Source organism: Duncaniella dubosii (assembly GCF_004803915.1).
Lineage (GTDB): Bacteria > Bacteroidota > Bacteroidia > Bacteroidales > Muribaculaceae > Duncaniella > Duncaniella dubosii.
On sequence record NZ_CP039396.1, the window covers coordinates 2789158 to 2808453 of the forward strand.

16 protein-coding genes are annotated in these 19296 nt (G+C 45.2%); 14 read left to right on the forward strand and 2 right to left on the reverse strand.

Annotation, left to right across the window (positions count from 1 at the left end; all coding sequences use genetic code 11):
• Positions 1-122 precede the first annotated feature (122 nt).
• From nusG to E7747_RS12540, 14 genes are all read left to right on the forward strand, one after another.
• Positions 123-1145, forward strand: a complete 1023-nt coding sequence (gene nusG / locus E7747_RS12475; RefSeq protein WP_136416299.1) for a transcription termination/antitermination protein NusG — start codon at positions 123-125, stop codon at positions 1143-1145.
• Positions 1146-1165: 20 nt separating this feature from the next.
• Positions 1166-1942 carry a hypothetical protein gene (locus E7747_RS12480; protein WP_136416301.1) on the forward strand — a complete coding sequence of 259 codons (777 nt, stop codon included), beginning with the start codon at positions 1166-1168 and terminating at the stop codon, positions 1940-1942.
• A gap of 55 nt (positions 1943-1997) precedes the next feature.
• Positions 1998-3401, forward strand: a complete 1404-nt coding sequence (locus tag E7747_RS12485; RefSeq protein WP_136416303.1) for a nucleotide sugar dehydrogenase — start codon at positions 1998-2000, stop codon at positions 3399-3401.
• Positions 3402-3407: 6 nt separating this feature from the next.
• Complete coding sequence (locus E7747_RS12490; protein WP_136416305.1) at positions 3408-4859, forward strand: lipopolysaccharide biosynthesis protein; 1452 nt, start codon at positions 3408-3410, stop codon at positions 4857-4859.
• Between the two features lie 218 nt (positions 4860-5077).
• The gene (locus tag E7747_RS12495; protein ID WP_168185338.1) at positions 5078-5566 is read left to right on the forward strand and encodes an acyltransferase; all 489 of its coding nucleotides are present in this window, start codon (positions 5078-5080) and stop codon (positions 5564-5566) included.
• Between the two features lie 6 nt (positions 5567-5572).
• The gene (locus E7747_RS12500) at positions 5573-6700 is read left to right on the forward strand and encodes a glycosyltransferase family 4 protein (protein ID WP_136416307.1); all 1128 of its coding nucleotides are present in this window, start codon (positions 5573-5575) and stop codon (positions 6698-6700) included.
• A gap of 63 nt (positions 6701-6763) precedes the next feature.
• Positions 6764-7960 (forward strand): hypothetical protein, encoded by a 1197-nt coding sequence (locus tag E7747_RS12505; protein WP_136416308.1) that lies wholly within the window; start codon positions 6764-6766, stop codon positions 7958-7960.
• Between the two features lie 84 nt (positions 7961-8044).
• Positions 8045-9115 carry a glycosyltransferase gene (locus E7747_RS12510; protein WP_168185340.1) on the forward strand — a complete coding sequence of 357 codons (1071 nt, stop codon included), beginning with the start codon at positions 8045-8047 and terminating at the stop codon, positions 9113-9115.
• Between the two features lie 133 nt (positions 9116-9248).
• The gene (locus tag E7747_RS12515; protein WP_136416312.1) at positions 9249-9653 is read left to right on the forward strand and encodes an LbetaH domain-containing protein; all 405 of its coding nucleotides are present in this window, start codon (positions 9249-9251) and stop codon (positions 9651-9653) included.
• Positions 9654-9658: 5 nt separating this feature from the next.
• Positions 9659-10855 carry a glycosyltransferase gene (locus E7747_RS12520; protein ID WP_136416314.1) on the forward strand — a complete coding sequence of 399 codons (1197 nt, stop codon included), beginning with the start codon at positions 9659-9661 and terminating at the stop codon, positions 10853-10855.
• A gap of 148 nt (positions 10856-11003) precedes the next feature.
• Entirely contained in the window at positions 11004-11402 is a 399-nt protein-coding gene (locus E7747_RS17360; RefSeq protein ID WP_168185341.1) for an acyltransferase, read from the forward strand.
• Positions 11403-11419: 17 nt separating this feature from the next.
• Positions 11420-12196 (forward strand): glycosyltransferase family 2 protein, encoded by a 777-nt coding sequence (locus E7747_RS12530; RefSeq protein ID WP_136416316.1) that lies wholly within the window; start codon positions 11420-11422, stop codon positions 12194-12196.
• 12 nt (positions 12197-12208) lie between these two features.
• Positions 12209-13300 carry a GDP-mannose 4,6-dehydratase gene (gene gmd / locus E7747_RS12535; RefSeq protein ID WP_136416317.1) on the forward strand — a complete coding sequence of 364 codons (1092 nt, stop codon included), beginning with the start codon at positions 12209-12211 and terminating at the stop codon, positions 13298-13300.
• Positions 13301-13486: 186 nt separating this feature from the next.
• Positions 13487-14428, forward strand: coding sequence for a GDP-L-fucose synthase family protein (locus E7747_RS12540; RefSeq protein WP_136416319.1), 942 nt, complete (start codon positions 13487-13489; stop codon positions 14426-14428).
• Between the two features lie 223 nt (positions 14429-14651).
• Here E7747_RS12540 and E7747_RS12545 read toward each other — a convergent pair whose 3' ends face one another.
• Both E7747_RS12545 and E7747_RS12550 read right to left on the reverse strand, forming a co-directional pair.
• Positions 14652-16421 (reverse strand): RagB/SusD family nutrient uptake outer membrane protein, encoded by a 1770-nt coding sequence (locus E7747_RS12545; protein ID WP_136416321.1) that lies wholly within the window; start codon positions 16419-16421, stop codon positions 14652-14654.
• 24 nt (positions 16422-16445) lie between these two features.
• Positions 16446-19280 (reverse strand): SusC/RagA family TonB-linked outer membrane protein, encoded by a 2835-nt coding sequence (locus tag E7747_RS12550; RefSeq protein WP_228449157.1) that lies wholly within the window; start codon positions 19278-19280, stop codon positions 16446-16448.
• Positions 19281-19296 lie beyond the last annotated feature (16 nt).

The window sequence follows — 19296 nt, forward strand, 5'->3', positions numbered from 1 at the left end:
AACGCGGATAGTTTTCGGAAGTGCTATGGTTGGCTGATTTTATGCATTTGAAAATCAGTGCAATACGAATTGTAGCGCTAAGTAAAAGAATTGCCTGAACTTTTTCTGTTGCATATATCCTGATGGATGATAACAATCGCTTCTGGTTTGTGCTGAATTATATTTCACCCTCGTTTAATCGGAGAGAAAGAGTCGAGAGAGTGATTGAAAAATTCAATACATCTGTAAAAAGCGATCTTGACGTTTTTGCTCCCACCTTTGTAGAGATGTCGCAGGATGCGGAAAATGGTAAACCCGTAGAGCGTCCGTTGCTGTATCACTACGTATTTGTGCGTGGTTGCCTCGACGATGTAAGAATGCTTTGCCGGACAGTTACGGGATTTTCGTTCGTGCTAAACTATGCCGGTGAAAATCGTTATATGACAGTGACGCCAGCAAGTCTGGAGGCTTTCCGCATAATAGCAAGACTTTATGAATATAAACTGCCATGTTTCTCGGTTGATAATGTCACATTGGAACAAGGTGATGAGGTAGAGGTTATGGTAGGTCCGTTTGCAGGTCTTACAGGGACATATATCTCTCGTAAAGGTGCATCGCAAGGAAATATTCTTATATCTGTCACTCAAAGTCTTGCGGCTGTGGCCTATGACATCAGGGCGGATTATGTGCGCGTCATCCGTTTTGCGAAGGATTCAAAAAGAGCATACGACCAGATTGAAGCGTTCATCCCGCGTCTGTTGATGGCTCTAAGGTGTTATCACGATGGGACAAAGATGGATTCATTGTTGATTTCGCATCTTGTTGTCTTTTGCCGGCGCATGGAGGATGTGAGACTCAACAATGACAAGGTCGATTCAAAGTTGCAGCTTCTCTTGATGACAGCCAACATGATTCTTGGAAACATGGATGATTATTTTAAGGCTAAAACGAGGTTCGACCGACTGGCGCGGCAGATTACAAACCAGCTTACGCAGGCGCTCGTCATCTTGCTCACGTCGGTTGTTTCTCATGATTATTCCGGTCTTGAAAATGGCTTGTCGCTGATTGAAAGCAAAGAAGGAAAACCGTCCAAGTTCCAGTCTATGCTGGCTTCTGAATACAAATATTATCTCTCTGTCGATTCTTCATGCCTGCTCAAAGCTTAGAAAATTTTAGCGGTGCTGTGATGCCCGTCACGGACTCTACCGATCTGACGGCTACGATGGCCTATGGCTACTATCTGCTGGCGCGTTATCAATGTGGAGTGGCTGATAGCTTGGCTGTTGGGCTTGATACGCATGGCGATGTGAGGGAACTTCGCCGCTTTGTACGACTGCTTGACCGTAGGCTCGACTCAGCCGTCCCGGCTGAGTTGTGTAGTCTTGTCCCGCTCTATGAGCTGATTTATAGGGTAGGGCATGGGTGTGCGCCATCTACTAAAATCAGAATGGGAAGCCGTCAGAAATGCTTTCATGCGTGGCTTCATGGTGATATGGCTATCACCGAGACGCAGTTGGCAGGAATGATTCGGACTGATCTCAGGCGGAATCCGGCCGACGTTGATGCGAGACATCTGTCATGGTATGCCGGTGTAATCGACGGATGGTGTAGGGCGCTGAGGCGCACTCCTCGTTTTGCACAATTGTCCTTCGCCGAAAATTTTGCCCGGCTATCGATACTTCTTAAAGAAAATCTTCGTGCATTTTATCCTGCAAGTGAAACCCGCGTGAAACAAGGCTGGGTTAAAGCCAACCTGATTGACAATCTCACAGATTGCGACACATTGTCGCTCAAGGAATACCGCTCATTTCTCAGCAGCGCTGTCTCTCACGGTATTACTACCTCGGAATATATAGCGCATGATACCGCTGCCCTTTCAGAGCTCGGCAGCCGGACTGACATTCATCCCTTTGAACGTGAGGCATACCGTCTGCTCAGGAATAGTCGGCAGTTTACCGCGTGACCTCTATTCATCACATATAAGCAAAACCAACTCCCAAATAATCACTATAACAACGATGGAAAAATTTAATATAGCCGTGGCCGGGACTGGCTACGTCGGGCTTAGCATTGCCACTCTTCTTGCTCAGCACAACCATGTTACAGCTGTCGATGTCATCCCTGCGAAGGTCGATCTCATTAATGACCGCCGTTCACCGATTCAGGACGAGTATATCGAGAAATACCTTGCCGAAAAGCCTCTCGACCTCACTGCCACGCTCGACGGTGCTGCAGCCTACAGCAATGCAGATTTCGTTGTCATCGCAGCCCCGACAAACTACGACCCGGTCAAGAACTATTTCGACACCACCCATGTCGAGGAAGTCATCGACCTCGTGCTTGAAGTGAATCCCGAAGCTGTCATGGTGATCAAATCGACAATTCCTGTGGGCTACTGCCGTTCGTTGTACATGAAATACGCAGCCAAAGGTGTCAAGCGTTTCAACCTTCTTTTCTCGCCTGAGTTCCTACGCGAGTCAAAGGCGCTCTACGACAATCTCTATCCCTCGCGTATCATTGTCGGCATACCAAAAATCATCGCTGACGAGCGTTTTGCCGACGAAAACGCTGCAATCCTCGCGGTTGCCGACCTCGAAAAACTCGACCGTGCGGCCCGCACATTCGCATCGCTTCTTCAGCAGGGCGCGATCAAGCAGGACATCCCCACGCTGTTCATGGGCATGAAGGAGGCCGAAGCCGTGAAGCTCTTCGCCAACACCTACCTCGCCTTGCGCGTCAGCTATTTCAACGAGCTCGACACCTACGCCGAGGTCAAGGGACTCGACTCGCAGGCAATAATCGAGGGAATCGGTCTCGATCCGCGAATCGGTACTCACTACAATAACCCGTCGTTCGGCTACGGCGGCTACTGTCTGCCCAAGGATACCAAACAGCTGCTTGCCAACTACGCGGATGTGCCTCAGAACATGATGACGGCCATTGTCGAGTCAAACCGTACCCGTAAGGATTTCATAGCCGACCAAGTGTTGAAAATGGCCGGATGGTATGACTACTACGACAATAACACCTTCCGTCCGGCATCTAAAGACTCACAGCTTAATCCCCCAAGTGAATCTGAAGGAAAAGAACTTAATACTTCATCCTTAAACCTTGATACTTCACGCAATTCCGAAGGAAATTGCGTGATTGGCGTCTACCGCCTGACGATGAAATCGAACTCCGACAACTTCCGCCAGTCGTCGATCCAAGGTGTGATGAAGCGTATCAAGGCCAAGGGCGCGACCGTCATCATCTACGAACCGACCCTTGAAGACGGCTCAACCTTCTTCGGATCGCGCGTGGTCAACGACCTTGCCGAATTCAAACGCCTCTCCCACGCCATCCTTGCCAACCGCACCTCCCCCGACCTCACCGACGTCGAGGAGAGAGTCTATACACGTGATTTGTTTTCAAGAGATTAATAAATAATGGCTGAATCTCTAAAAAACCGCACTGTAAATGGTGTAGTTTGGAGTGCGATAGACAGGTTCTCTGCCTTAGGTATTCAGATAGTATGTTCTCTAATTATTGCTCATCTGTTAACTCCCGAGGATTTCGGTATTCTTGGAATGATTACTGTGTTTTCTGCAATCGGACTGGTAATTATAGACAGTGGTTTTGGATTAGCCCTTATTCGACGTAATGATGTGACAGAATTGGATTACTCATCTGTCTTCTATTTAAATTTATTTCTTGCGATAATATGTTACTCGGTTCTTTATTGCTTATCTCCCTTAATAGCTGATTTCTACAATCTTGAACCTTTGACTCAGATATGTAGAGTTACTTTTTGGGTACTGCCTATCAATGCCTTCGGCCTTATTCAAAATACAATACTTCTAAAAAAAATTGATTTCAAAACAATTGCGATTGCTTCACTTGCTTCCTCATTGTTTTCTGGTATTATAGGTATTATCCTTGCCTATAACATACGAAATGTCTGGGCATTGGTTATCCAAAATATATCTATGTATGGTCTTCGTTCCATTATTCTATGGTGTGTAGGCCATTGGAAACCAATGCTGCGCTTTTCCATAACTTCTATTAAATCAATGTGGAGCTACTCCATGAATTTATTGGGTTTTGGCTTAATATCCAGCCTTACTCAAAATATATATCCGTTAGTAATAGGAAAGTTTTACAATGCTACGCAGTTGGGATTTTATTCCCAAGCAGATCGATTGCAAAAGTTACCGGCAACAAGCATTACAGAAGTTATACAACGTGTTTGTTTTCCAGTATTATCAGAGGTCAAGGAAGATATTCCTCGAATGCGCGAAGCTTATCGGAAAATCATAATGACAACTTTCTTCATCGTTTTTCCAATGATGATACTCCTGATAGGGATTGCGAATGAACTTATAATGCTTTTACTTGGCCCTCAATGGAGCGAATCGATTTTATACTTTCAGATTCTATGTATTGTCGGTGCTCTCTACCCACTACATTCCATTAATCTCAACATTCTTAATGTCGTCGGTAAAAGCCGGCTCTCACTTGTATTAGAAGTAGCAAGAAAGGTCATCCTTATTTTATTAATAATTATCGCTATCAAGTATGATATGATTATACTTGTTCTTGCACAAGTAGTTTACAGCATAATAGTCCTGTTTCTAAATATGTATTATAGTGGCAGAGAAATTGATTATGGAATTATACAACAATTTAGAGATATTTCTCCAACAATTCTCTTGTCTCTTATTTCATTGGGGCTGATTTCATTATTCATATATATCCCATATCAGCATGAATTTGTCTTACTTGTAATAAAGTGTTTGACTTTCATTATATCATTTTTTATGCTTAATCGAATATTCAAAACTCAATCATATTCATTTGCTATACCTATATTGGCCAATCTGATAAAACAAATACGATGAATCGATTCAGTAATATCATAACGTTTCTAAAGACAACCTCTATTATAAAAACTTTATATTTCAACTTTAAATCATTCAAATTCACTAAGGCATTACATCTTCCTGTATTAGTCGGAAAGAAAGTATCCTTAAAATCTATCGGGAATGTAGTTCTGAACTATGATGGCCCTAAAAAAATTCATATAGGGTCTGCGAATCTATTCAACACCACAACCTCTATGCCAACAATTTGGAATAATTTAGGCAATGTGGCTTTTAATGGACCGGTAACATTCTATCCCGGCACAACGATATATGTCACGTCTAATGCCACAATTGAATTTGGAGGAAATAACAGGTTTGGGAAAAACACATCATTATTATGTACGAAATACATTAAGATAGGACATACGACAGGATTTTCATGGGATTGTCAGATTGCAGATTCTGATTTTCATTTTATTGAAAATATGGAATCCGGAGACATTAAACCACGTTCTGCTTCGATACTCATCGGAAACAATGTTTGGTGTGGAAATAGAGTTGTAATCGGAAAAGGAGTTACTATCGCTGACAATTGTATTTGTGGAATGAATACACTTGTTAATAAATCATGTGAGATACCATACTCACTACTTCTCGGAATCCCTGCAAAGATACGTTCTGGCAAATTTAGGCGTGTCTTTGATTTGGATAAGGAAAACTATCTTATTTCTAAATTTGGATAACATCAAATGGCGACTCTTATATTTGACAATACCCTTTCAGGCCATCATTTGGAATATCTCAATCACATCTACAAGGGTGCAATTCAACGCACCGACGAAAAATTTGTGTTTGCAGTTCCAAGACAAGAATGGAATAATGTCAGAGAAAAATGTGAATGGCCACAAGCCGACAATATTCGCTGGGTGATGCTTGACGACTATGAATGTCAGGACGTGTCCAAAGGCTCGATGTTAGTCCGATGCTTTAAACTCTCAAGATTGGTTAAACGGGTGGCGTTAAATGAGAACGTCAGTAAGATTAAATTGATATCCCTTGCCGGAGTCATACCATTTCTTCCTTTAATGCTCCCGAGCGAGGTCAAACTGTCTGGAATTATATATAAAATTTATCTCCGTGCGCCTAAAAAGGGATTTCGTGGTTTAATCGACAAGTTTAGATATACGATAATGGCAAGGAGCAGGTTAATGGATAAAGTTTTTATTCTAAACGATCCGCGCAGTGCCGAAAGACTTAATAAGATTTATGACTCACGACGTTTCATATCTCTTGCAGATCCCGTCCCCCAACCAGATATGAATGAGGTGAGAAATCTTCGGCCTATATTGAATATACCATCTTCAGCCACTGTATTTCTTCATTTCGGGTCAATGGATAAGCGTAAAGGGACGCTTGAAATACTCCGAGCACTGAATGTCATGCCAAAACAAGAGCATTTTAATCGTTATTTCATATTTGCCGGACGTGTGGGTGATAATCTAAAAGATCAATTTTATTCTTTGGCAAAAGACGCTGAGTCGAAAGGTGCTCACATAATAATAAGAGACGAATTCTGCTCTTATGAATTACTTCATTCATTGTGTCATACATCTGATGTCATATTGATTCCTTATCTATTGACTGATTTGTCAAGTGGTGCTTTGGGATATGCGGCGCTGCATCATAAACCGGTTATAGGACCGGCGAGCGGACTTATTGGAGAACTGATAAATGATAATAATTTGGGGCTTACGCTTTCATGTATAAATCAGGAAATGCTTGCAAAGTCCTTTTCGGTAGATATACCGTATGAAGAATCCATGTATGCAGAAAAGAACTCCATTTATTTATTTACAAAAACAATTCTTGATTCATAAATGAATTTAAGGTTTAACATTCCGTCATATTCAGAGATTCGGCATGAGTCCCGTCCTTTAGCTATGGGGTTAATAATTGTTGGGGCTGCTTTAGGAATGTATATGAATTTCTATTTTGGCAACATCGGATGGAATAATGTCCTTATGTTAGGCTCTTTGATGCTTTTACCCAATTGGAGAAATTTATCTTGTTTCCGATTGCCGTTTGTAAATCGAACGTTTAAAACCATATTACTTTTCCAAGTGATATGTATAGTCTACATGGTTATTGGAGGATTAATTGACATTTCACTTATGACATATCTTCTTTTCACCATATTTATGATGATAGGTATTATGTCTCAGACACCATCGGATATGTCAATTCCAAAAGTTGCGTTTTATTCATGGCTATTTGGGTGGATTTGCATTGCGTTTTGCACAACAACGATGGCTACGGGAGCATTCTTTATCGAATATGCTCGTCTTCATGACGGATCTGGTTATCAAAGCATCTTGATTGATTTAACAATGGCAGGTAACATTTACACGTTTATTGTATGTTGTCTGTATTATCTCAAGAGTTCGAAGACAAAATCAAATCTTTCAATATTGGGTATTATTATAGGATTGATTTTAATGGTTATTCTTGGAAAGAGGACCCCGCTTCTTATTTCAATTATTTCGATATGTTTTTATCTATCCCGTTTTCATCCGATATCAAGAACTGTCAATAAAAAAGCGATTGGTTACAGCTTGCTGTTTTTAGGATTGATTGTATTGTTATTAAAAATATCAGATTTTGGTGAGATATTTATAACTGTAATAAAACGTTCCATTGATGGTGTTTTTGATATGATACATGGAACCTCAAGTACAGGTGCCGCTGCGATGGAACGTTATCGGCTACGCGATTGGGCTTTTACATATATTGAAAATAAATTTACGCCGTTTAATTATCTTTTTGGAGCCGGATTTATGACAAAATGGCTCGATGCTCCCTTGCTTCAAGCTTATCTTGACATGGGAATAATCGGGTTTTCAGTATATTTTTACTACGTTATTGTAAAGCCACTTAAATTGACATTTTCAAGGTTATCACGCAATCGAATCGTATTTTGGGGTTGCGCACTAAATTTTTATAATATTTTCTCCGCATTGAATTCTGGTGTTCCATATACTCATCTTCGCTGGATACCACTAATTGTTTTGATTCTTACAATTAACAGTTTAAGAGATGGAAGCAACAGAACTGAAATCAAGCTATGTTACGAGTCGTAAATATCCCATATTTTATCATTATAAATTATAACTGCCATTAATCAATCATTGTACGATATGTCAAAACTCTGTGTAATTTATAATATGGCTGCCAAATATCGCGCCCCTATTTTCCAGTTGATGGATAAAGAAATGGACGTTGACTGGTACTTCGGCAATCCTATTGGTGATATAAAGGGATTAGAACCTGAATTATTGAAAAATGCAACTATCGTAAACCGTAAGATTTGGAAGGGACTTACGTGGCAAAAAGGTATCTTGAAGCATCTTGTTAATAAAAATTATGACAGATATCTAATGCTTGGCGAACCATTCACGCTGTCGACTTGGGCTTTTATGCTATTAAAAAAAATAGTTGTCCCAGAGAAAAAAGTTTATTTATGGAGTCATGGTTGGTATGGTCGTGAGAATTTTACAAAGAAATGGATTAAACGTGCTTTCTTCGGGCTTGCTGATGGGAATTTTCTATATGGTAATTATGCACGCAAAGTAGCAATTGAACAGGGAAACAATCCTGATAAATTATGGGTAATACATAACTCTCTTAATTATTCGAAGCACATAGAGTTACGCAGATTGATTAAACCGTCAGCCATCTATAAGGAATATTTTGGGGATGACAATCCGGTCTTGATATTCATCGGGCGTTTGACAAAAATAAAAAAACTTAATCAGATATTTGAAGCAGTTGCTTTTTTGAAAAAACAAGGCTCGAATTATAATGTGGTTTTAGTTGGCGACGGTGAAGAACGGTCTATGCTTGAAATAGAAGCTATAAAATTAAAAATTCCAGTATGGTTTTATGGAAGTTGCTATGATGAAATCAAGAATGCTGAGCTGATATACAACGCAGATTTATGTGTATCACCCGGTAACGTCGGTCTGACAGCAATACATGCAATGACATTTGGGACTCCTGTCATAACGCATTCTAATTTTTCCAATCAAATGCCAGAATTTGAGGCTATAATTCCCAATAAAACAGGTAATTTCTTTACGGAGAATTCTATTCAAAATCTTGTTGAATCAATCTCAAAGTGGTTTTCAGATAAAAATTATTCACGAGAACGGATTCGACAATATTGTTATAAAGAAATTGATAATTTCTGGACGCCTAAATATCAACTCGATATAATAAAAAAACATCTTTCATGAAATCTGTAGATGCATTTCAAGATATTCGTAAGAATTATAATAATGTAAACCTGTTTTCTCATATATATCGATGTTTAAATTCTCCATCATATCGTATCATCTGGTTATTTAGAGTTTTAGGGGGGGTAATAGCTTGATTAGCAAGTTGCTCTCCTTATATTACCATAGATATTCACGTAAATATCTTATTGAACTTGAACCTGAGACAAGAATTGGTGCTGGCATACATTTCCCACACAATGGGCCAATTGTAATTAATCCTAAAACTAAAATAGGAGAAAATTGCATAATACATCCATGTGTATTATTAGGTGGAGATCGTAAAACTGGAGCCCCTGTAATCGGTAATAATGTTTTTATAGGACATGGCTGTAAGCTTATAGGAAAGGTTGTAATTGGGGACTACGTTTTCATTGCTCCTGGGGCAATTGTTACAAAAGATGTATATTCGGACTATATAATAGGTGCTGGCATAAATAATATAATCAGGACTACGGGTGGACGACAAGAAGTCGAACGCTATTCAATAAAATTATAAATATCATGCCTATCCTTCTTCAAATCAACGTCACAGCCAACTGGGGTTCTACCGGCAAAATAGCCGAGGATATAGGAAAACTGGCAATCGAGGCCGGATGGGAGAGCTGGATTGCATATGGACGTGGAAATCCTACAAGCGCTTCCAACCTTATCCGTATTGGCAACGATTTTGATATGAAATTCCATGCGCTTCAAACACGGCTTTTTGACAATCATGCTCTTGCATCAAGTAAGGTGACAGAGGGATTTATCAGGAAAATAAAGGAAATAAAGCCTGACATCATCCATCTTCACAATATACATGGCTATTATCTTAACTATCAGATTCTCTTCAGATTCCTAAAAGAGTATGATGCACCGATAATCTGGACGCTCCATGATTGCTGGCCGTTTACAGGCCATTGCGCCTACTACGATTTTGCAAAATGCTCACGGTGGCAGACTGAATGTCATGACTGTCCGCAACTTAAAAGCTATCCAGCCTCATTATGGCATGACCGCAGCACAAAGAATTTCTTTACAAAGAAGGAATCGTTTCTCGGATGTCGGAATCTGACTTTTGTCCCTGTCTCCGACTGGCTGAACGGGGAGCTTAAAAAATCATTTCTGTCGGGCTATCCGGCCGTCACAATTCACAACGGCATAGATCTTTCGGTCTTCACCCCGGCTGAGACGGTTAAAGAAGACTCGACTCAAAAAATAATCCTTGGGGTTGCAAGCGTATGGGACAAGCGTAAAGGACTGGATGAGTTTGTAAAACTGCGTAAATTATTACCTGAAAACTATCATATTACTCTTGTCGGTCTCTCGAATGACCAGATAGCAACCCTTCCTGATGGAATAACAGGCATAAGAAGAACCGAGAATGTCCGTCAGCTCGCCGATTTGTATTCGATGGCGGATGTATTTGTAAATCCAACCCTTGAAGACAATTTCCCGACAACCAACCTTGAGGCGCTTGCTTGCGGTACACCGGTGATAACATATCGGACCGGAGGATCGCCCGAAGCTATTGATGACGCTACGGGCTTCATCGTAGACTATCAGGATGTAGAAGCCTTGGCAAGACAGATTGTGACTGTTTGCGAGACCAATGCGATTTCTGCAAATGTATGCCGTAAACGGGCTGAAAATTTTTACAACAAAAAAATAGTATTCCAACAATACATCACTCTCTACAATAATTGTCTAAAACAATGATCCGTTCTTTAGCTTTCCATCTGATTTATTGGAAAAACAAACTTTTTATGCGCAATGTCAGGATGAAAGGCTATTGCGTAATATTCTCATTTCCAGGGAGTAATATTAAATTAGGGGGGGTAATATAAACTCCTCATTCACAAGTAATATGCTTGGGCTATGGCAACGTACCATCATGGTGGCACGCTATGGCGGAAGTATTGAAATCGGGGATGGCTTCGGCATTTCCGGAACGACAATCTATTCTACATCATCCATTGTAATCGGCAAGAATGCGACAATAGGTGCTAACTGTAAAATCATCGACAATGATTTCCATCCTCTTGACCCGGAGCAGCGCCGACTGAATCTTAACGAGGAGCATACAGCCCGTAAGCCTATCAGAATAGGAGACAACTGTTTCATTGGCATGAACAGTATCATACTCAAAGGAACGACAATTGGAAATAATGTCGTAGTCGGTGCTGGCAGTGTTGTTCACGGAACTTTTCCTGACAACTGCATCATAGCCGGTAACCCTGCCAGAATAATAAGGCAAATCAGATAATAATCAACTTACATTTTATGAAAATCTCCATCATCACCGCTACCTACAATAGCGGTGTGACTCTTCGCGACACTATGGAGAGCGTGCTCGCGCAGGATTTCGATGATTTCGAGCATATCATTGTCGACGGTTGCTCAAAGGACCATACCCTTGATATAGTCCGCGAACTTGAACCGCGCTACAACGGACGGCTAAAATGGATTTCCGAACCCGACAATGGAATCTACGACGCGATGAACAAGGGGATAATGATGGCGACCGGCGATGTGGTCGGCCTCCTGAATTCCGACGATTTCTACAGCGCGTCGGATATCCTCTCGACCGTCGACCGTGAAATCCGCGAATTCGATGCCGTGTATGGAGATGTCCACTATGTCGACCCCAAGGATACGGCCACGCCTGTCCGTTTCTACTCGTCGGCGGCATTCCGGCGCTGGAAAATGAGACTCGGATTCATGCCGGCGCATCCGTCGTTCTACTGTCGCCGTACAGTCTACACCCGCTACGGACTTTTCGATCCCGGGTTTAAGGTCGCAGCCGATTTCGAACAGCTCCTGCGTCTGATTTATGTCAACAGTATATTCACAAGATATATAAGGAAAGACTTTGTGACAATGCGCACCGGCGGGGCATCCTCGTCGGGGCTTCAGAGCCACCGGCGCATCATCAGTGACCACCTGCGTGCCTACCGTAAGAACGGCGTGTCATCAAACATTCTTCTCGAATCACTCCGATATGCCTACCGTATAGGCGAACTTCTAAAATTCAGACTTTCATCAATAAAACTAAGGTAACTTAATTCAATTATGAAAAAAGCATTAATCACAGGCATCACCGGTCAGGATGGTTCGTTTCTGGCCGAGTTTCTTCTCGAAAAAGGCTATGACGTGCACGGCACGATCCGCCGCTCGTCGGTAGACTTCCGCGAGCGCATCGCCCACCTCGAGGGACACCCCAACTTCCACCTCCATTACGCCGACCTCGGCGACTCGATGTCGATCATGCAGGTCGTCTCAAAGGTGCGCCCCGACGAGATCTACAACCTCGCCGCACAGAGCCACGTGCAGGTGTCGTTCGACTCCCCCGAGTTCACAGCCGATGTCGACGCAACAGGCGTCCTCCGCATCCTTGAGGCCGTACGCCTCTGCGGACTCGCCGCGACCTGCCGCATCTATCAGGCATCTACCTCAGAGCTCTACGGCAAGGTCGAGGAAGTGCCCCAGAACGAAAAGACACCCTTCCACCCATATTCGCCATACGCCGTCGCCAAGCTCTACGGCTTCTGGATCGTGAAGGAATACCGCGAGGCATACGGCATGTACTGCTGCTCCGGCATCCTCTTCAACCACGAGTCAGAGCGCCGCGGCGAGACATTCGTCACCCGCAAGATAACCCTCGCCGCCGCACGCATCGCTCAGGGCAAGCAGGAGAAGCTCTGCCTTGGCAATCTCTCGTCGCTCCGCGACTGGGGCTACGCACGCGACTACGTGGAGTGCATGTGGCTCATCCTCCAGCAGCCCGAGCCCGAGGACTACGTGATCGCCACCGGCGAGCAGCACTCCGTCCGCGAGTTCTGCCAGCTCGCATTCCGCCGCGCCGGCATCGAGCTGCGCTTCGAGGGCGAGGGCGAGAACGAGAAGGGCATCGATGTCAACACCGGCAAGGTGCTGATCGAGGTGTCGCCCGACTTCTACCGCCCGACCGACGTGGTCAACCTCTGGGGCGACCCCACGAAGGCGAAGCAGAAACTCGGCTGGGACCCCACGAAGAAGACATCGTTCGAGCAGCTCGTCAACCTCATGGTCGACGCAGACATGGCCAAGGTCGCCGTCGAGCGCGCCGGGGAGCAGGTCAAGCTCAACCTCGCCGAATACCTCGAGAAAGGAATCGTGAAGTAAAGCGTCTCTGAAATTGAGGGGTACAGAAATTCATAAATAACATAAGTAACAAAATATTGGAGGGGTTAATTCCTGAAGACGGAAGGATTAGAACAAGCCCTCTATGAATTATCATTAAAATAATCTGTTATTCGTGTTACTTCTGAATTTCTGTACCTTACCCACATAATATTCAAACCAGACAGAATGGAAAAAAATTCCAAGATCTACGTTGCCGGTCACCGCGGCATGGTCGGGTCGGCCATCGTCCGCGAGCTGCAGCGTCAGGGATACACCAATATCATAACACGCACCCACGCCGAACTCGACCTCATCAGCCAGCAGGCGGTCAACGACTTCTTCGCCGCAGAGAAGCCCGACTACGTGTTCCTCGCCGCCGCCAAGGTAGGGGGCATCGAGGCGAACTCATCGGCGCTCGCCGACTTCATGTACGACAACATGATGCTCGAGATGAACGTCATCCACGCCGCATGGCGGAACGGATGCAAAAAACTCGAATTCCTCGGCTCGTCGTGCATCTACCCCCGCATGGCCCCGCAGCCCATGCCCGAGTCATGCCTGCTCACCTCCGGGCTGGAGAAGACCAACGAGGCGTATGCGCTCGCAAAGATCTCCGGCCTGAAATACTGCGAGTTCCTCAACCGGCAGTACGGCACGGACTACATCTCCGTCATGCCCACCAACCTCTACGGCCCGAACGACAACTACCACCCCACGCACTCCCATGTCCTCCCCGCGCTCATCCGCCGCTTCCACGAGGCGAAGGAGGCCGGCGAACCCGTGGTGACATGCTGGGGCGACGGCTCGCCGCTGCGCGAGTTCCTCTATGTCGACGACCTCGCCGAGCTTTGCGTGTTCCTCATGAACAGCTACTCCGGCAACGAGACCGTCAACGCCGGCACGGGCAAGGAGCTCACCATACGCGAGCTGGCCGAGCTTGTCGCGTCGACCGTCGGCTACGAAGGCCGCATCGAATGGGACACCACCAAGCCCAACGGCACACCCCGCAAGCTCCTCGACGTGAGCAAGGCCACCCGCCTCGGCTGGACCGCCTCGACCCCTCTCGCCGAAGGCATCCGCCTCGCCTACGAAGACTTCCTCAACAACCCGATGCGCGCCGAGCGCTGACCTCTTCCCCTCAGACTTCAACTAACAGATAATACAGATTACACAGAAAAATGCCCATGATTCCCGGACTGAGAATCATGGGCATTTTCATATAACTTGGTCACCAATTAAAATCAGTGGAGAAACAGCCTCCGAGGCTGCCTCTCCACTTCCAAAATTACCTCCTGAATCTTTTTTACCTTAAATAAATTACCTTACGTATCAATTGCGTATATCTTTAGTATTAGAATGATGGATAACCGGGGTTCTGTACATATATACCGCCTGAGAAGTTGTATTGAGCTACGGGAACAGGGAAATATTCCTCGCCAGTCTCGAATGACGCATTCTGATAATAGATGCGGTTGTCTTTTTCTGCGGCAAAATAGTTATTCATCGTCTCTTTGGCGATACCCCATCTTACGAGATCGAAGAATCGTTCGCCTTCCATTGCTTTTTCAAGACGCATTTCAGTGCGCAGTGCCTGTCGTGCGTAGTCCTGATTCCAGACGGATGCCGGATAAAGGCCGATTTTATAGTTGGCGGCATCTTTGGTCTGGTCATAGAAATCCTTTACGTAGTCACTGTTCATCGCACGCGTACGAACTCTGTTGATAAGTGTCCGGGCCTTTTCGAGACCGCTGCCTCCGATTTCAATCAGCGCCTCGGCTTTGTAGAGCAGCAGGTCGGCATATCGTATAAGCTGCCAGTTGAGAGCCGATGCACCCCAAGGCCAGCCCTGTGTGGCATCCGGCGATTCAGGTGAGAGCCAGAAGCGTTTGGTGTTGTTATATCCATAAGTATCGCTGTTGCGCACCCATAGACCGCATGGACGTTCGGAGTAAGTCTTGTATCTGATGGTCGGACGGCCAATCACGAAGTCGAGACGCGGATCGACATTGCCATCGACATTTCCCAGTGTATAACCGCCGTTTGAGTCGAATACCACGTTTCCATAGTCGGGACGGTTCTGATAATCAAAGAGTGGCAATCCGTTTTCATCAGTTTGATATGCGTTGATGAGATCCTGTGAAGGGAGGAAGAATCCGTCACCCTGCCAAGGGCAACCCGGGCCGGTCATAGAGTTCAAAAGCATGCTCCAGTTGATTCGTCCCACACCGCTTGAGCCGTCGTCTTTTGAAAACTGTATGGCAAACACGGATTCAGGTCCGTTTTCATATTCGAGAAGGTCGAGTTGCTGGAAATCAGTAAGAAGATCGTAGCCTTGCACTTGGTCAATTAGATTGACAACTTCCTGAAGAAGCGATTTGTTGATATTGATCACTGCGTTGGTCTGCGGATCTTGTTCGTATGCCTGATAGAGTTTTACTTTCGCAGCATATGCGAGAGCAATCCGGCGGTTGACGCGTCCGATTTCGGTCTGTGCTTCCGGAAGGACTTCGGCTGCCTCAAGCAGTTCTCCTGCGATGCGTGCGAGGTGTTGCTCACGTGTGAACTCATCGTTTCTGACCGACTGATATTCGTTTTCAGGAAGATTAATATCCATGTACGGAATGCGGTTGAAAAGACGGACAAGTTCGAAATACCAGTGAGAACGTATAACTTTCACCTCTGCGATACGGATATTCTTTTCAGGGATTAGATTCTCGTCGACTTTATTGAGTGCGCGTATTGCTGAATTGCAACGAGAGATCCCACAGTAGACGTTAAACCATTTTCCGTCAAGGAATCCGTTGTTAGGCTGAATCTTTGCAGTCTCCATATCATGGATTTCCCAAGCGTCAGTCTCTCCGCCGCCACCTTTATATGCGTTGTCGGCTCGTACTTCGCCATAGCTCCAGTTGGTGACAGGATACCAGTGCGGATCGTTTGAATCAGCATATCGGCATCCGAATGTCGCATACGCACCGCTGACAAGAAGATCCACGGCCTGAGGGTCATTCATATTGCCTTCCGAGAGAGGTCCTTGAGGCTTGTTTTCAAGAAAATCGTCGCTGCAAGCTGTAAATGTAAGGCAGACAAGCGCAGCAGTCATTATATTTTTAAGTGTCATTTTGGTCAGTATTTAAGATTAATTTTAGAAACCGAACTGTACGCCGAAAGTATATTGGCGGGGGAGGGCATAAGGGTAGCCGAGACCTTCGGGATCAGCTCCGGTGTAGTTTGTTATTGTGAAGAGATTTTGGGCCTGAAAATAGATACGGGCATTTTTCAGACTGAGTTTGCTTTGTACGCTTTTGGGGAGTGTGTAACCGAGAGAAAGTGTTTTCAGACGTACAAACGAACCGTCTTCGATGAAATATTCCGAGCCTTCGTTTTCATTATTGCTGTTGTCGACAGCTGGAGCCGGAATGTTTGATGCGTAGTAGCCGGTCTGAAGGTATCTTTCATAGGCATTAGCTGCATCAAGGAGTTGTGTGCCGTGGTTGCCGGTCCAGAGAGGGAAGAAGTCGGTATAGAATTTGGAATTGTTCCATGCGTCACGGATGATACTGTTAAAGAAGAGGCTGAGATCGAATCCTTTCCAGTTTGCCCCGAGAGTCAGACCGAACTGGGCTTTCGGAAGGTCTGTTCCGAGCCATGTGCGGTCACGGTCATTGATTTCTCCGTCTCCGTTTGTGTCGACGTAGCGCACGCGACCTACCGCCGGATTGCCGAAGCTGACTTTATATTTCGCTTTGTAGGCATCAACTTCTTCCTGTGTACGGAAAACACCGTCGGTCTTGTAGCCCATCCATGAGCCGAGTGCCTGTCCGACAATACTCTTGTCAATGCCGTTGCCTCCACCCCATGTGTAGTAGATGTCTTTCATGAGGTCGGTTACTTCGTTTTTCATTGCAGTTACGTTGATGCCGACGTTATAGCTGAAATCTTTGTTGAGCGACTGGCGCCATTCAGCAGTGATTTCAACGCCTTTGTTGATCATCGAACCGCCGTTATACCAGCAGTAGCCACCTTCACCGATAGTTGCGATATATGGTTTTTCTACAAGCATGTCGTTGGTCTTTTTGTAGAAATAATCAAACGAGAAGTTCAGCTTGCTGTTGAGAAGCGATGCGTCCAAACCGACATTTGTCTGGTAGGTCTTTTCCCATGTGAGATCAGGATTGGTGCTGCGTGAACGGAGCGCTCCGGGAGTGAGGGTGTTGCCGCCTCCGATGGCATACGCCGCACGGTCGAGATCCATTGCATATTTTGCATAGAAAGCGTCGTTTGCTATAATGTCGTTACCATTGACTCCGTAAGCGCCACGGATTTTCAGGTCGCTGAGCCACTTGCGGGTGCTCTCCATGAATTTTTCCTGAGATATGCGCCAGCCGGCAGAGACAGATGGGAACCAGTCATAGTTGTGGCTGTTGGAAAGGCGTGAAGAGGCATCGCGGCGCAGAGTGAATGATAAGAGATATTTATTGTCCCATGTGTAATTGATTTTTCCGAATACGGAGAACATCGAGTAGTTCGATGCGCCTGACCCAGTATTCTTATTCGCAGTCACGTTGCCGAGATAAAGATAATTGGGGTCTTCGATTTCAAGGCCCTTGCCTTCGCCGAACATGTCTTCAAAATGGTTGCGCTTTGCCTCTACGCCAATCAGAGCCATAAGAGAGTTCTTGCCGAAATCCACATTGTATTGAGCAGTATTTGTCCATACCCAATCCGTGGTCTTGCTTGAATATTGATAAAGATTGTTGGTCTTGTCGCGGAGATTGGCAGGAGTGAATATTTTGTCATTCCCGTTATGGTAGTTCAGACCGAAGTTGGTCTTGACGATAAGATTCTTGATAGGTTCGATTGAGAGATAGGCATTGCCGAACACTCTCCAGTATTCGCGCTTGTTGGTCGCTTCTTCTTCAATCTGGCGCATAAGGTTCGGAGTGTCATTCAACCCGAATGCGACCTGATCGTTGAAGTTGCCTTCCGAGTCATAGACTGTACGGGCCGGGTGCATTTTGATGGCATTTTCCTCGATTCCACCGGGGGCGTTGTGCTGACGCCACCAGTTGACGGTGACATTACCTCCTGCACGTAGACGGTTATTGATGAAACCATAGTCAGAGCTGAAACGCGCGTTGGCCTTCTGGAAGTCAGAACCCTTAATGATACCGTCGTGGTCAAGCCAGCTGAGCGACATGGATGAGGTGCCGTACTCGTCGCCTTTTGAAAGGCCTACGCTATATGTCTGCATCAGGGCTGTGCGGTGAATTTCCTTTTCCCAGTCTGTGTTCTGAGGTGTGACCATGACTCCATTGAGATTGGCGTATGGCTGGAGTTTCGGTGTCGCACCGTTTCCATATAGCTCGGATGTCGGGGTGGTGCCGTAGGAATATTTGTAGGCTGACCAGTAGACCTCGCCCCATTGGTCGGCGTTTAGCATATCGAGTCCACTTTGATAGGTCTGGAGTGTCAGTGTTGCGTCAAATTTCACACGGCATTCGCCTTTTTTTGCGCGTTTGGTCGTGATGATTATAACACCGTTGGCAGCCTGAGCACCGTAGATTGATGCAGATGCGGCATCCTTGAGCACCTGGATTGACTCCACGTCGTTGCTGTTGAGGATCGTACCGGGATTCTCACGGGTCATGACGCCGTCGATTACATAGAGAGGCCCGTTGGCTTCGCTCCGGAATGAGGATGTGCCACGGATTGAAGTGCCTGTGCTTAGACCACCCGGTGTGCCGTCAGTCGTGATATTCATACCGGCTACACGTCCCTGAAGAGCCTGAATAACATTGCCGGTAGGAGTGTCGGACACATCTTTCATCTTGACTACGGATACCGAACCGGTAAGATCGGATTTTTTTTCGGAAGAATAACCGACAACGACTACTTCGTCAAGAATTTCGCTGTCTTCTGTAAGATCAACAGTTCGGTAATTTTTGAGCAGGCATAGCTGTATCGCACTGATACACAATAGTTTGCATCGATAT